The sequence below is a fragment of the Argonema antarcticum A004/B2 genome (assembly GCF_023333585.1).
Taxonomy (GTDB): domain Bacteria; phylum Cyanobacteriota; class Cyanobacteriia; order Cyanobacteriales; family Aerosakkonemataceae; genus Argonema; species Argonema antarcticum.
The window spans coordinates 22,377-38,276 of record NZ_JAIQZN010000049.1; the positions used below are offsets into that span (position 1 = coordinate 22,377).

The 15,900-nt window shown below is 41.6% G+C and carries 12 protein-coding genes; 9 read left to right on the forward strand and 3 right to left on the reverse strand.

Annotated features, from left to right (window positions below):
- Positions 1–87: 87 nt before the first annotated feature.
- The gene (locus tag LAY57_RS20075) at positions 88–2,010 is read right to left on the reverse strand and encodes a S9 family peptidase (protein WP_249068612.1); all 1,923 of its coding nucleotides are present in this window, start codon (positions 2,008–2,010) and stop codon (positions 88–90) included.
- Positions 2,011–2,155: 145 nt separating this feature from the next.
- Here LAY57_RS20075 and LAY57_RS20080 point away from each other — a divergent pair, with 145 nt between their 5' ends.
- Positions 2,156–2,920: a tetratricopeptide repeat protein gene (locus tag LAY57_RS20080; protein ID WP_249068614.1), complete on the forward strand. Its 765-nt coding sequence runs from the start codon at positions 2,156–2,158 to the stop codon at positions 2,918–2,920.
- A 37-nt stretch (positions 2,921–2,957) separates the two neighbouring features.
- On the opposite strand, the gene LAY57_RS20085 is transcribed toward LAY57_RS20080, so the two are convergent.
- The gene (locus LAY57_RS20085) at positions 2,958–4,700 is read right to left on the reverse strand and encodes a hypothetical protein (RefSeq protein ID WP_249068617.1); all 1,743 of its coding nucleotides are present in this window, start codon (positions 4,698–4,700) and stop codon (positions 2,958–2,960) included.
- Positions 4,701–4,775: 75 nt separating this feature from the next.
- Positions 4,776–6,527, reverse strand: coding sequence for a hypothetical protein (locus LAY57_RS20090; protein WP_249068620.1), 1,752 nt, complete (start codon positions 6,525–6,527; stop codon positions 4,776–4,778).
- 71 nt (positions 6,528–6,598) lie between these two features.
- Here LAY57_RS20090 and LAY57_RS20095 point away from each other — a divergent pair, with 71 nt between their 5' ends.
- From LAY57_RS20095 to LAY57_RS20130, 8 genes are all read left to right on the forward strand, one after another.
- Positions 6,599–7,870 (forward strand): glycosyltransferase family 87 protein, encoded by a 1,272-nt coding sequence (locus LAY57_RS20095; RefSeq protein ID WP_249068622.1) that lies wholly within the window; start codon positions 6,599–6,601, stop codon positions 7,868–7,870.
- 260 nt (positions 7,871–8,130) lie between these two features.
- Complete coding sequence (locus LAY57_RS20100) at positions 8,131–8,775, forward strand: class I SAM-dependent methyltransferase (protein WP_249068624.1); 645 nt, start codon at positions 8,131–8,133, stop codon at positions 8,773–8,775.
- A gap of 27 nt (positions 8,776–8,802) precedes the next feature.
- The gene (locus LAY57_RS20105; protein WP_249068626.1) at positions 8,803–10,116 is read left to right on the forward strand and encodes an FAD-dependent oxidoreductase; all 1,314 of its coding nucleotides are present in this window, start codon (positions 8,803–8,805) and stop codon (positions 10,114–10,116) included.
- The gene (locus LAY57_RS20110; protein ID WP_249068628.1) at positions 10,116–11,114 is read left to right on the forward strand and encodes a glycosyltransferase family 2 protein; all 999 of its coding nucleotides are present in this window, start codon (positions 10,116–10,118) and stop codon (positions 11,112–11,114) included. The genes LAY57_RS20105 and LAY57_RS20110 overlap by 1 nt, the downstream gene beginning before the upstream one ends.
- A gap of 15 nt (positions 11,115–11,129) precedes the next feature.
- Entirely contained in the window at positions 11,130–11,948 is an 819-nt protein-coding gene (locus tag LAY57_RS20115) for a glycosyltransferase family 2 protein (protein ID WP_249068630.1), read from the forward strand.
- Between the two features lie 17 nt (positions 11,949–11,965).
- The gene (locus tag LAY57_RS20120; protein WP_249068632.1) at positions 11,966–12,739 is read left to right on the forward strand and encodes a Rossmann-fold NAD(P)-binding domain-containing protein; all 774 of its coding nucleotides are present in this window, start codon (positions 11,966–11,968) and stop codon (positions 12,737–12,739) included.
- Positions 12,740–12,747: 8 nt separating this feature from the next.
- Complete coding sequence (locus LAY57_RS20125) at positions 12,748–13,563, forward strand: sugar phosphate isomerase/epimerase family protein (RefSeq protein WP_249068633.1); 816 nt, start codon at positions 12,748–12,750, stop codon at positions 13,561–13,563.
- Between the two features lie 58 nt (positions 13,564–13,621).
- Positions 13,622–15,877: a hypothetical protein gene (locus LAY57_RS20130; RefSeq protein WP_249068634.1), complete on the forward strand. Its 2,256-nt coding sequence runs from the start codon at positions 13,622–13,624 to the stop codon at positions 15,875–15,877.
- Positions 15,878–15,900 lie beyond the last annotated feature (23 nt).

Genomic DNA, 15,900 nt, shown 5'->3' on the forward strand with positions numbered 1-15,900 from the left:
CGATTTGAGGAACGAATATGGAAACATTTATATTCGACAGCAAAGCCCACAAGTTTTAGTAAGGTGGGCATTGCCCACCCTACCAACTTATTTAATCACGGCGGAATGACCCTGAATATCTGTCATCGGTTCAAACCGACCACCCAAGTATTTAGAGAGAAACTCCTCTGCTACGGCAAAGAAGTGCAGGCGATTTTCCGGTCGCGCAAAGCCGTGTCCTTCATCGGTATAAAGGGCGTATTCCACCGGCAATCCAGCTTTCTGCATAGCTTCGACAATTTGATCGCTTTCTGACTGCTTCACCCGTGGATCGTTGGCACCTTGACCGATTAGCAAAGGTTTCTTGATGCGATCGATAAAGAATAAAGGCGATCGCGACTTCAAAAACTCCTCTTCCGTCTCCATATTTCCGATGCGATGGTACATCGACGCCTTTAGCGGTTCCCAATAAGGCGGGATAGTTTGCAAGAGGGTAATCAAATTACTCGGCCCCACGATATCCACACCGCAGGCAAACACATCTGGCGTGAAAGTTAACCCCACCAAAGTTGCATAACCGCCGTAAGAACCGCCCATAATCGCAATCTTACTGCGGTCGGAAATGCCTTTTTCAACCAACCAGTTAACGGCGTCAATCAAGTCATCGTGCATTTTGGCGGCCCATTCGCGATTGCCAGCATTCAAAAATGCTTTGCCGTAACCTGTGGAACCGCGAAAATTCACTTGCAGCACGGCATAACCGCGATTAGCCAACCATTGCGCCTCGGAATCATAACCCCAGTAATCCCGCGCCCAAGGGCCGCCGTGAACGAGTAGGACTGTCGGTAAATGTTGGGCTGGTATACCCACTGGGGTCGTCAAGTAGCCGTGGATAGTCAAGCCGTCCTGCGCCTCGTAGGAAACTGGCTGCATTGGCGCTAGCTGTAACCCTTCCAGTTTGGGTTGATTGCTGAACAGGAAAGTACTGGTTTTGGTATCTCGGTTGTAAGCGTAGTAGTAAACCGGGCCATTGTCGGTAAGATAAGCCACCAGCCAGTTTTTGTCTGCCAAGTCGCGACTGCTGATTGCGAATTCTCCAGGACGGACTTTTGCGATCGCCTCAAAATCCTCAGCGATACTTCGATCTAAAACGTTCCACTCTTGCTTATCTTTGTAGAAAGAAACCGCCTGGATGACTCGCGTTATCGGCTGAATCATTACACTGCCGACATCGTATTGGGGATCTTCGGCGATAACGCTTTCTTCACGAGTCGAGAGGTCTAGGGCCAAAAGACGCTGGGCATTAGCATCATGATTGCCCTCAATATAAATGGTTTTTCCATCAGCCGAGAAGCTGACTGGCCCACCTTCCTCATCTGGCCCCCAGTGGCGCAGGGTTTCCCACTCTTTGTCAGTCGTTTCCCGGAATAAAAGATCGGAACCGCCATCGGATGTGCTAGCTACGGCTGCGCGGACTTGGAAATTGGCATCAGCTGTCCAGCTGACAATGTTACCTGGGTTATCGGTATCGAACTCAACCGCACCATTGTTCAGGTTGACACGGTAAACGTCAAACTTTTGGGGATTGTTCAAGTTCATCCCCACCAGCACCTCATCTGGGAATTTGGGGTCAAGTCCCACAGGCTGTGCTTTCACGCTTTGGAATGGCGTTAAATCGCGGACAATCTCGTTCCCCGGCTCTGCCTGGGAATGCCGAATTAGGACTGAGAACAGGTGAAAGTTCTCGTCGCCGTCCGAGTCTTGCATATAAATCAGGCGATCGGCATTATAAGTCCAGAAGAAAATCCGGATACCGCGCTTTTTGTCGGCAGTGATCGTGCGATCGTCCTCCATTCCCACGGTTCGCAGCCACACCTGTAAGACATTCTTCTCGTCGGGCGCAATATATGCTAAGTACTTACCATCCGGCGAAAGCCTGGGACTGGTGCGTTCGGGATTCCCAAAGAGAATTTCGCGGGGAATTAGCGGCAGTAGCTGGTTAGCCTCTAGCTCGACGGATGCAGTTTGCATGGTTTTCTCGTATACTTACCTTCCTATTGTCTCTTTGCTGGTGGATATAGCAACTCGTCTAATTAGGCGATCTAATTGGATGAAGAAGCGATCTGCTAAATTACAGTGTAACCATTCCCTATTTTTTAAAGGTCAACCTCGGCTTATGAAGACAGACAGCAGCGCGAACAAAGCATTGACTAAATCTGTGACTGGAATAGTTTTAGGCGTTTTAGCTGGGTCGGGAGTTTTTATTTGTCTATTGCCACAATCTACTTTGGCGCAGATAGATGATGATCAACCCGCCCTAAACGTGCAGCCAAATGCGCGGCCAAGGAATGTTCAGCCGCTTCCCGCAGCCGAACCAGGAGATTACGAAATTAAAGGAAATGACTTGCAACGATGCTCCTTGAATGCTACCAATAACAAGAAAAATTGTACTCCTGTAGTGTCTGGGTACGAACAAATTGTAATCTACGGCAGTCAGCTTTTTAGCCAAGGGAGTGTGGCAAGTGCGGAATCTATATTTCGACAATTGACTCGATCGCACCCTAAAGAGGCAACACCTCATTATAAATTAGGGGTAGCTCTTGACCGTCTAGGCAGAACAGATGAAGCTATCACCGAATACCGTCAAGCAATTCAAATTAATTCCAAACACGCACTAGCGCGTAACTCTTTGGGGGTAGCTTTGGCTAGGCAAGGTCAGATACCAGATGCAATTACCGAGTGGCGTGAAGCTATTCAAATTAATGCGGAATATGCAGACGCTTTGACTAATTTAGGACTAGGTTTGTTGCAGCAAGGAAAGGAAGCGGAAGCAGTAGAAAGCCTTAAAAAAGCCAAGGAATTATTTATGAAGCAAAGAGAATTTCAGAAAGCTAAACAAGTTGACGAACTCTTGCAGCGAATAGCTTCTCAAGCCACCTAGAACACGGGTTTTTGTTTCTTCGAGAAACCCAGCTTTTTCAGTTTTTCGGCAAAGACTGGATAATACATTCTGCTGGCATTACAACTAAACTGTTTGTCTTCAAAACCGTACATTGCTGCGCGACTTCTGCCAAAGCTGGATAAATTCCCTGCTGTAATCTAGTTATTGCGTTTTTTGCTGCTGGTTGATACTGCATCAGCCAGGGATTTTTTTCTATATGCTGGGGTGTAAAAGCTAACTCTTCTATCATCCAAAAATCTATGCCATATTTTTGAATAAAGCTTTTGATTTCTTCTCCATTTAGAGTGTATTGAGCATGGATTAGATCGATCGCACGCTGGCGTATCTGAGCGTAGTATTTTGTATGGTAAGGCAGAGAATATTCGGAACTTACTAGAATGGAGCGTTTGCTAAAGGTTGGGAGAAGATTCGCTTCGCCTTCTAAAGACGCGATCGTAATATCTTTTGGTTGCTTTTGAAAAAATTGGTAAAGTTCTGGCGATCGACCTACTTTGTAAGCAGTTGTAGGAAAGTTCTTCAAAAAGTTGGGGTGTAATATAAGTGCTGCTGCGATCGCACCAGTCACCCACAGCTTCCAATTATATCCCATTTCCTTACCATTCTCTTTGGCATCTGTCAAGGAATGCAGAACTGCATCCAGTAACAGGGTGAGTGCTAGTCCGCCTGCTAGAGCCAAAACAATTCGCAGGGTATGTTCGGTATAACGACTGGGACAATAAAGTTTAAACAGCAGCGCATGAGCTGCCAAAAACATTACCAAAGATGCCAAGATAACTTCGCCCAAAATTTTGAAGCTGCTTCTTTTAAACTGCTTAATTAAAGGAAAGCGCGACGGATATCGTAATAAAAATGGCAATGAAAACCCCACCAAAATTGATTGCGGCTTTAGCCACGGCAACAAACCGCTGTCTTTGCCATTTAGCCAAAAAACCAAAAGATTGCTGTGAAAAAACTTAGATCTTCCTCCAGGTAAAAACTCCGGTAAAGTCCTAGCTACACTTCCCGTAATAGTTGGGCCATATTTAGCTGATGCTAGCACTGATGGTAACACTGATAGCAAACCCACTACCAATGCTAGAGCGCAGAATACATAATATTTCCTATTTCCTGATAACCGAGGTAATCCCTTTTCCCAATTCCACAACCGCAGGAACAATACAACTAGGGAGATCGGCAGCACTAAGGGATAAAATAAACCTTGTAGTGCAACAGTCACCAAGCAAGGTAACCACGATCGCCGTAACAAATAGTATAAAAATGCTGTAAAAACCGGATATAAAAACGCTCTTGGTGTAGCAGAAACCAAGTCATCTTTCATCCAGAGACTTTGACTTAGCAACAGCGTAGAAATAAACCCACTAATTGGTAAAGGTAAGATTTGCATAGAAACGCCAAAAGCGTAAACTGTTGTTATCAATCCCAGTACCATTGGCAGAAGTTTGCTTAACAGTAAAGCCGAAATTCCGACGCCTGCCATTAGCTGATAAATAGCGCTATATCCACAAGGGGTAACTGATTGGTAATAGTCAGCAATTAAATCGTTAGGCAGCAACTGCGAATCGGCAAATCGCTGCATCAAAAACACATATTGTCGCGCATCATCCTGAACGACGTACTCATGACCTAAACCTTTTTGAAGTCCTAGAATGCCATAAATTATGGTAAATATCAGGCTCAAAACCAACCAAAAAAGTACTTGATTTTTGGTTGGTTTGGCCAGAGGAACGGTTAAAAGTTGGTGCAAGCTTTTGATTAGCATGAAAAATAAGTTGGTTTTGTGTTTGTTTAGAAACCGGGTTTCTTGGAGAAACCGGGTTTCTCGGAGGGTGTTTGTTTAGAAACCAGGTTTCTGAATACATTCGGCTTTTAGCATGATTAAGTCACCACCCTCGAAAACAGAACAGCGATCGACAAATTTTGATAAGGCGGGAATAGTTCCTTGTTCCAACCTTAATATAGCTTCTTTTGCTGCTGGCTGATATAGCTCGATCCAACGCCTGTTAGCAGAATCCATTTCATTAAAATACTCAGGTGTAAACGCTGAACTATCCAATAGCCAAAAATCCACGCCATACTTTTGAATAAATTGCCGCACTTGGTTGATATTGGGATTGTATTGAGCGTTAATCAAATCCATTACTCTCTGGCGAATTTGAGCATAATACTTTGTGTGGAAAGGTAGCGAATACTCCCTTGCGACTAAAATTGGTCGTTGAGCAAAGGTTGGTAGGTTATTGGCTTCTAATGATAAAGATGCTACTAAACTATCTTTCGGTTGCTGTTGCAAGAATTTGTAAAGTTCTGGAACTTCACCTACTACATATCCCGGTCTTGGAAAGAATCTCAAAGAGTTGGGATAAAATATTACTGCAAATAAAATTAAAAAGCTAAAGATTAAAGGCAAAAGACTTACCCCCCTCAATCCCCCCGCAACGGGGGGACGATAAAATCGGAAGGCGGCATCCATTAACAAAATTAATAGGATTGCGGAAGCGATCGCAAATACGATCCGCAAGCTATGCTGTGTGTATCGGCTAGGGCCATAAAGCTTAAACATCAGCAGATGTGCGGCGAAAAACATCCCGAAGGATGCGATCGCAATTTCACCTAAAACTTTAATCTTGCTTGCCACCTGACTCGTCAAAGGAAAGCGAGACGGAAATGCCAGTAAAACTGGTAATAAGATGCCTATAAAAATTTGTGCGGGGCCAACATAAGGAAAAATGCCAGTTTCAGGCCCAGCAAACCAATATCGCAAGGGATTGTTATCGTAAAAAAAGCTTACTCTGGCACCTGCCATAAAATCTGGTATCAACTTGGCTTGACTAATTGTAATCAGCGGGCCAAATTTAGAGGAAGCCAGCGCATAAGGTAGCAGGGATAAAAAGGCTACTCCTAATCCTGTGACGCTGAAAAGATAATCTTTGCGATCGCGCGATAATGTCAGCCGTCCCTTTGACCAATTCAGCAACCTCAGCAGCAAGACACCCCCAGAAATGAACGCCATCGGTGCGAAAAATAACCCCTGTAATGCGATCGCTACCAACGTAGGTATCCACGAACGCCGCAACAAATAATATAAAAACGCGGCAAACAACGGATAAGCGAAAGCTTTAGGAGTCGCAGAAGATACATCATTCCTCATCCACATACTGTGATTCAACAGCAATGCGCTGAGAAATCCCGCAGCTGGCACCGGCAATATCTCCATCGAGACGCCAAAAACGTAGACTGTTGTCACCAATCCCAGTATCATTGGTAAAATTTTACTCAGCAGCAGTGGCGCAACACCTATGACTGCCATCAACCAGTAAAAACTCGCAAATCCCGGTGGTGTAATAGATTGATAATACTCAGCCATTAAATCGTTACGCAGCAATTCGCGATCGACAAACCGCTGCATCCAAAACACAAACTGCCGCGCATCATCCTGTGCCACATATTCACTGCTAAAGGCTTTCTGGAGAACTTGAGAAGCGTAAATTGTGGCAAAAGTCAAGCTCAAAACAAACCAGAAAATAACTCTCGGTCTAGAATTTGTGGAAATAGGCGCGGTGAAAAATTCGTGCAGACGTTTGATTAGCATGACAGAATGGCACAACGGGGGTATGATTTTAAAGGTTAGCGGCACTCAAACTTAAGCTGTAATCGTTTTCTATGGTAATTTACCTTATCTATGGAGTTTTAATTTTAGCTACAGTTAGTCTAAATAGTATCGTCACTAAATCTAAAAGGCAAGGTTTTAGTTTATGGTTGAGTTACGGTTTGCCTGCCTTAGCAATGGCGATCTTCTCTTGGATTGTCTCTTGGTCTAATTTCTGCGGCGACTTTAATAAATCCTACTATCCTGCTGGCAGACTGATTATCGAAGACCCATCAAGGTTATATGAGTGGGGTAAAGGCTTAGGATTTGTCAATATTCCGATTTTCGCTATTTTATTTACACCTATTTCTTTTTTGCCGAAACTAGCTGCTCAAATTTCGATTACCATTCTAGGATTGATATCCATTTTTCTGTCGGGATATCTGTTATTAAAACTAACCAAAGCTTCGGAATGGCAGCAATTAGCAATAGCAGGACTTGTTATAGTTAATGGGCCATTATATTACAGTTTAAAGCAAGGAAATTCGACACATTTTGTATTTTTAATGCTGATTGTCGCTTTATTTTGTCTGCGGGATCGGCGAGAAATCTGGCTGGGTATTTTATTAGCGATCGCAGCCTTAATCAAAATTCCTCTTTTCCTACTTGGCGTTTATTTTGCCATGCGGGGACGCTGGCGAGTCGTGGTAGGATTTAGCGCCGCACTACTAGCCATTGTGGCAGCATCCGTACTTTTGTTTGGCGTAGATTTACACATAACTTGGTTTGAAAAATGTATTCTCAGTTTTGCGGGTAAACCGATAGCTGCATTTAACGTTCAGTCAGTAGATGGTTTCTTAGTTCGTTTGTTGAATGATGTCAATTTAAAAAGTTGGCAACCTCTAGAAATCGGTGGGGAATTCAAAGTATTGCGATACTTATTCATATCCGTATTAGTCGGCAGCACCATCTGGGTTTGCTGGCGTTCTAAACAACCGCGAACAATAGAAAGCGAATATTTAGAATTTTCGATCGTCCTTTGTCTCGCGTTGCTAATCGCTCCAATTTCTTGGACACACTATTACTTATTTTTAGTGCTACCATTATCCTTGTACATTTGCGATCGGCTAGCAGTTCCTCAAGGGAAAATTTGGGTTAACTCGATCGCGCTATCCACTATATTAGTATCGCTTCCGGTGATCCTGGATAAACCAAGCAATCCCATATTCCAATTTTTTGGATCGAAATTCCTCGTTTCTCATTACTTCTTCGGTGGACTTATGTTATTGGGAATACTATTAGCTGCCAAATGGCACACAGCCAAACACTCTCAACTCTCGGCGTGACTATCTTGTGATATCATCAAATTGTCTGTTGTTATCGTTGGTTAAATTTTTACCACAGATGTAGGCGCTTCGCCTTCCCGTAGGGTAGACAGATGAACACAGATGAACACAGATAAGAATAAGAATAGGAATTTTTTAGGTAACCGATGTGTAAGGACATGATATGAATGGTACTAAGTTAAGGAAGGCAGAGCCTCAAAACCTGCGGCGGGTTCAACCTGGGAGCGAGAAACAATCCAAAATCCAAAATCCAAAATCGAATGAACCTCCGACCAAATCAACGCACCAAAGTAGACGATACAGATGATAGTCTGTTCTACTCTTTCCCTCGTTTCGTCACCCACGTAGACGAAGGCTTTATCCAACAACTGACTGATTTGTATCGGGAACGCCTCAAGCCTAACACCCGAATTTTTGATATGATGAGCAGTTGGGTTTCCCATCTACCAGATGAGATACAATTTTCTCATGTCGAAGGTCATGGACTTAATGAAGAGGAACTGGCGCGTAATCCCCGGCTAAATCATTACTTTGTCCAAAACCTGAACGAAAACCCTAAGTTATCTCTGCCAAATGAAGAATTTGATGCCGTCCTAAATTGCGTTTCCGTTCAGTATTTGCAATATCCAGAAGCGATTTTTTCGGAAATTCATCGCATCCTGAAACCCGGTGGAATAGCCATTATCAGCTTCTCCAACCGAATGTTTTCTCAGAAAGCAATTGCTGCGTGGCGGGATGGTTCGGAAACTAGCCGAGTTGAACTGGTAAGACGCTATTTTCAATCCGTGACGGGATTTAGCACGCCGGAAGTTATTATCCGCGCTTCTACCGCTCCCAGCTTCTTACAATGGATGGGTGTTGGCGGTGGCGATCCGTTCTATGCGGTAATTGCCTCCCGCTTGTAGCGGTGTCCCCGGTTTGTAGTTTGTAGGGTGCGTTACGCTGTCGCTAACGCACCCTACTGCGCCAGATCTGGCCCCTATACACAAATTTTTACAAAAAAACTTCTGCCAGGAGACAGTATTAGGTATAATTCACAGGAAGCATTTTGGTCTGAGGAGTTGACAATAATAAATTCACCAGTATTTTATCCGGGAGGGGAGAGCGTCAAAGCATCCAATTCGGACAACCCTTCCTGCTATGACGCAGTTGTCATCGGCGGCGGCTTTTTCGGTTGCCGAATTGCGCTGTATCTAAAAGAACATCTAAACAAAGTACTCATTGTTGAACAAGAAGCTGATATTCTGCAACGCGCATCTTATGCTAATCAAGCTAGAGTTCACAATGGTTACCACTATCCGCGCAGTATATTGACTGCTTTGCGTTCCAGAGTTAACTTTCCTAGATTTGTCAGCGAATACCGAGAATGTATTGATACCAGCTTTGACAAATATTATGCGATCGGCAAAACTATCTCAAAAGTAACTGCCAATCAATTTAAGATATTTTGTCAGCGCATTGACGCTTTTATAGAACCAGCGCCTCCAAACATCACCAACCTTTTTAACAGCAACATAACTGAAGGAGTATTTTCTACTAAAGAGTATGCGTTTAACGCAGTAAAGCTCAAACATAGAATGTTGAATGACCTGGAAACAGCAGGCGTAAAACTTAGCGTCAATTCAAAAGTTATCAAAGTACAAAATACCGATAACGTAGGTATAAAAGTTTATATAGAATCTTCAGAAAGCTTTGACGTAGTTACAACAAAATACGTTTTTAACTGCACTTATTCAGCAATCAACCAAATTCTTCATAATTCTCATCTGCCAACAATTCCCCTGAAGCACGAGTTAGCTGAAATGGCATTGGTAGAAGTTCCCGAACCGCTTCGCAATCTCGGTATTACAGTTATGTGCGGGCCATTCTTTTCCATCATGCCTTTTCCAGCACGAGGACTGCACACCCTCAGTCACGTTCGGTACACACCCCACTGTTTTTGGCAAGACAAAGACGCTGATGTAAAAACAGTTAATCCTAAAGTTGGAAATAAAACTAACTACCCATATATGATCAGAGATGCAGAAAGATATATGCCGATTCTTAAAGAGTGTAAATACGCCGACTCTCTCTGGGAAATCAAAACAATTCTGCCTCAAAGTGAAGTAGATGATAGCCGACCGATTTTATTTAAAAAACATCACGGCTTAAAAAACTTTTATTGTGTATTGGGTGGTAAAATTGACAATATTTATGATATTCCCCCTGAACTTAAATTTTTGGAGCTAACAAGAGGCATAATCTAATGGCAATTTATGATTTTTTCGTTTCGGTAGTCGCTCCACTTTCTAACGACTCAAAAATTGTCAGACATTTTGTGGCGGAAGTAATGCAAGTATTGCGGGAAAATTATGCTAACTACGAACTGGTTTTAGTTAACGATGGTTCGGAAGATGACACCTCCGAACAGGTAGCCGCACTATTAAAAGAATATGAATGTATTCGATTAGTTAATCTCTCTAGAAGTTTTGGGACTGATGTTGCAATTTCCTCTGGATTAGATTCTGTGATTGGAGACTTTGTAGTCGTGATGCTTCCCGAATCCGATCCACCAGAACTGATACCAGAACTCATTCTACAAGCTCGAAATGGTTATGATATTCTCATCGGCATCCGTAAAAACCGTTCTGGCGAACCTTGGTGGATGAGATGGGGTGCAAATTTATTTTACTGGAGTTGCAAACGAATATTTAAAATACCGCTCATCAAAAACGCGACGCAGTTTCGGGTATTGAGTAGAGCCGTTGTCAATGCAATAATTCAAGTTAACGATAAGTATCGATACTTACGTCTCCTCAGTTTCTACGTTGGTTACAGAAGCAGGACTTTTACATACGAAATATTCAAAAGATACAGAAAACCGAAAGTAAAAGGATTCTTGGAAAATGTTGATATAGCTTTGCAGGTAATCGTCGTAAATTCTGTGCGACCGTTGCGATTTGCCAGTTATCTAGGACTGATTGCGAGTATTTTTAATATACTCTACATCGGTTATATTGGGGTTGTTTACTTATTTAAAGCTCATGTTGCGGAAGGATGGGTGACTATATCGTTTCAAAACGCTTTGATGTTCTTTTGCATCTCAATGGTGCTGACGATTTTGTCTGAGTATGTGGGATTCATATTCGATCGGTTGAAAGGATGGCCAGCGTATTATATTGCGGAGGAAAAGCAGAGTTCCGTTTTAATTGCCGATCGCGATCGCAGAAATATCGTGAAAAGCTCAGAGAATATACAAGTTTAGGTGTAAAATACCTGGATGACTGAAAAAAACATCGTGCCAAATCAACCTGCATGGGAACTTCCCAACCACAAAATTGATGAATTTTTTGCCAAGCGGAGTCGATACTGTGTCTGCATTCCCGTCATCAACGAGGGGTTAAAGATCCGCACTCAGTTAGACCGCATGAGAGGCATATCCAAAGATTTCGATATTATTATTGCCGATGGCGGTAGCACCGATAATTCCCTAGCTTTGGATGTCATATCTGAGTTAGGTGTACGCACCTTGCTGACCAAACAAGATTCTGGTAAACTGAGCGCTCAGATGCGGATGGCTTTTGCCTATGCCATGCAGCAGGGATACGATGGAATAATTGCTATTGATGGTAACAATAAAGACGACCCAGAACCAATTCCTACTTTCGCGCAAGCACTTGATACGGGATTCGATCACATTCAAGGTTCGCGCTTTATCAAAGGGGGAAAAGAAATTAATACCCCGTGGATAAGGTTAATGGCCGTAAAATTAATTCACGCTCCTTTAATTAGTCTTGCCGCCGGTTTTCGATATACTGATACTACCAATGGCTTCCGCGCTTACAGCCGTAAGTTCTTGTTAGATCCTAGAGTAGCGCCTTTTCGAGAGGTATTTTCAGGTTACGAACTGCACTATTATCTCGCAATTCGAGCCGCTCGTTTAGGTTTTCGGGTTAAAGAGCTGCCAGTATGTCGTCGATATCCATCTAAAGGCCCAGTTCCAACTAAGATTAGTCCCATCAAGGGAAATCTCATAGTTATGAAAACTCTCCTCAAAGCCTGTCTGCATAGATATAATCCACCTTCTACAAACAACTAACAGAAGTGAGGAAGTAAATGAGTACTGCGCTGATTGGATACACGGGGTTTGTTGGCGGTAATCTAATTGGTCAAAATCAGTTTGATGAACTGTACAACTCTAAAAATATTGAATCTATTGCTGGCAAAAATTTGGAATTAATTGTTTGTTCAGGCGCACCAGCCGTAAAGTGGTTAGCCAACAAAGAGCCAATTAAGGATGCAGAAACCCTCGATCGCCTCAAGGGATGTCTCGGTCAGGTATCGGCTAGCAAGGTTGTTTTGATTTCAACGGTTGATGTTTATCCGGTTCCTATTAAAGTTGATGAAGAAACTGAAATAGATACTAAGGATTTGCATCCTTATGGAAAACATCGGCTTGAGCTAGAAAAATTTGTGTGCGATCGCTTTGATACCTCGATTATCCGTTTACCTGGTCTTTTCGGATCTGGACTCAAAAAGAATATCATTTATGACTTCATTCACAATAACAATGTCGAGCAAATACATCAAGATAGCGAATTCCAATTTTATTACCTTGGAAATCTCTGGCCAGACATTCAAACAGTCTTGAACAAGAATTTAAAATTGGTAAATTTTGGGACTGAGCCAACTAGCGTTAAAGAAGTTGTTCGCGAAGGTTTTGGAATTGATTTCACCAACAAAACCCCCAATCAGCCAGCCAGATATGACATGAGAACTAATTACGGTCATCTGTTTGGTAATCCTACAGATGTTTATATGTACTCGAAAGAACGAGTTCTCGAACAATTGAAAGCTTTTGTATCGAAGCAAACCCTGCAAAAAAGTTAAAAGTAACTATGAAGATAGCCATTTCTAATATAGCTTGGCAAGTACATGAAAAGGAAGCGATCGCATCTCTCATGCAGAACCTCAACATCACGGGTGTAGAGGTTGCACCCACGAAAATGTGGAATTCTCCCTTATCAGCTACCGACTCTGAAATTGCCTCTTACAGAAAATTTTGGGAAAGCCGAGGTATTCAGATTGTCGCCATGCAAGCTTTGCTATTTGGCAGAAATGACTTAACTATTTTCCAGGATGCTCAGAAGCGAAAAGAAACTATTGAATATTTATCTGGTATCATCGAACTGGGTGGTAAACTTGGTGCAAAAGCGCTTGTGTTTGGTTCTCCCAAAAATAGAAGTATTGGCAATCTAGAATCTCAAGAAGTTGAACTAATTGCCAAAGATTTTTTTAATGCTTTAGGTGAAGTAGCATCCAAAAATGAGGTAGTTTTTTGCATCGAACCAAATCCTACTGCTTACGCTTGTGACTTTATTACTACTTCCACTCAAGGTTTAGATCTCGTTAATACAGTTGATAGCGATGGTTTTGGACTGAATTTAGATGCAGCTGGAATGACGATGAGTGAGGAAGCGATCGGGCCATCTCTCCAACAAGCTTTTCAGCGTTTGTGTCACTTCCATATCAGCGAACCCAATTTAGCTCAAATTGGTACAGGAGAAGTCGATCATCAAACTTTCTCTAAAACTTTATCAGACCTTAACTATAAAGGTTGGAAATCCGTGGAAATGAGAGCCCAAAATCCTGATTCAAATATTTCGGGCGTAGAACAAGCACTGCAAATAGCGATTGAATATTATGCAAGCTAAAGAACCTCACCCCCCAACCCCCCTCTCCGACCTTCTCCAAATCTAAGAGTCAGAAACGATGTCTAGCGATAACAAACCTGAAAATACCAATATATTCGCCATTTTTTCAGTGGCAGTAATATCCTTTTTGATTTTAATACCGATTGTCAATGCCATACGTATACCTTTGGGGACAAATAGTACAGGATTAGTTTCAATAGCTACCATTAAAAAAATAAGTCCTTATACTAACTACTTACGATTCTTACTTTTCCTTGCGGTTCCATTTCTGGTAGCAGTTATTGTCGCCAACAAAAAACCAGATTTCGTAACCAGACAAGGGCAGTTTATCAAAAAAATATTTGGATTTTTAACAGACACCAAATTTTATACACTGCTTTCCTTTATTTTATTTTTGTCGTGGGCAATTAACAAAACCTATGGATACTTAAGCTTTCCCTTAGATGATACATTTCATGAAGGCGAATACTTAGGATTTTTGCCTAATTTCCTTACTCAAACCAAGCCATTTTTGAATACAGTTATGATTCACGGTTTTGGTTTGAATGTTTTGACTAGCCTCATCGCTAACAAACTAGCTAGTCATTCCAATGTAATTGCCTTAACCCGGTTTTTTCGGATGACTCAAGGTTTGCTTACATACCTAGCTTGTTTTTGGTTAATTTGGGAGATTATATCATCGGTAAAATTTAATATACCCAGGCGAAATATTTTCCTGCTATTCTGCGCTGTCTTTACTTTTTTTGACGGATTTATCTTTGAAATTGCCAAAGGTATTCACCAAGGTAGAGACGTATATTTATTAATGCAACTAGCTTTAACTATCAGATTTTTTAGGATGTTGCTCTCAAATAACTTAAGTAGAGCCGAAAAATTTATTTTGCCGACTCTGGTAGGAATATCGTTACCAGTAAGTATTCTATATGTGTACGATCGGGCCATATATTTCATTTTAATTTATTTCGTTTGTTGTGCTTTAGCCATCTTTTTAAACCAAAAGTTTTCTAGAGATTGGCTCATCGGTTCTGGTTTTGGTATAGTTACTTCTTCAGTAGCTCTAATTATTATTTTAGGCGTAGATCAAGTTTTAGCAATACTATCGCAAATTTCATATTGGGGTCGGTATGGCAGATACATGACATTTATTTCGCTACCGTCTCTTGATTTGGAATCTCTGCCAATTTGGCGTCCTTTCACCTTTTTAAGTTTAGTTATAATTTTAGGTGGTATCTATTTATTCCTGGAATATCAGAAGTATTCTAACTTAAAAGAACTTTGTGCAAATAATAGTTTAATTATTATCCTATTCTTCTCTTCTTTAGTATATTCAAGAATCGCTTTAGATAGGAGCGATTACGGTCATGTCGCTCCAGGGGCGCTGATGAGCGTATTTTTACTAACTCTGATTTGTGTAAATCTCTTCAAACAGCAAATTGAAAGTTTAAAATTAACCTTACACTATTGGGTGACTTTGCTGATAGTTACACTAGCAGTAATCAGCCCATTTTTTAGCCCATATAATGCTTATCTAAACCTGGATGCAATTCAAAAAACATCCCAGATACCAGATACAAAAATTATCAAAAAAGATTATTTAGATGCTTTTAATACTCTCAAGCCTGAAATTGATAAGCTATCCTGTTTCTATGGTCTTACATCAGAAGGTTTGTGGTATTATTTGTTTCAAAAACCTTCTTGCTCAAGATTTATCTACGTTTATTATGCCCAACCTCCGCGCGCTCAAAAACTTGTAGTTAGCGAACTTCAAGAAAAGAAACCCGGACTAATTTTATTTACGAACGATTTCTGGTCTAACGCTGTAGATGGTATCCAAGTTTCTGATTCAGCTTCTATCATCTATCAATACTTCTTAGAGAAATACAAACCCTACACCCTTATAGGCTCTCACTGGTTCTGGAATCAGCGAAATAAAAAGCTGACTTTCATTAAAAATCAAGGTAGTATCAACAATGGATATATTGATTCAGTAGTGCCTGAAAAAATTAAAAGAAGGCATAGTGTACCGTTGAGTGGATGGGCTGTTTTGCCTAAACAAGTTAGATCGGCAGATGCAGTTTATATCAGCTACGGTTCTGAAAATAAATTGATTGCAGTTGCCAGAGTTAATTTTGCTAGGCCCGATGTTGCTAAAGTATTAGCTAATGATGCTTACACGCAATCAGGTTGGTCACTCTTGCTTCCCATCAAGACTTTACCAACTGGCAATAACGTCCTGAGAGTATGGAGTTACGATGCTAAAGGCGAACAGCTTCAACAGATAGGTAAAGACATCAATATTAACCTTATTGATTGAAGCAATTATAGCAAAGTGCTGAG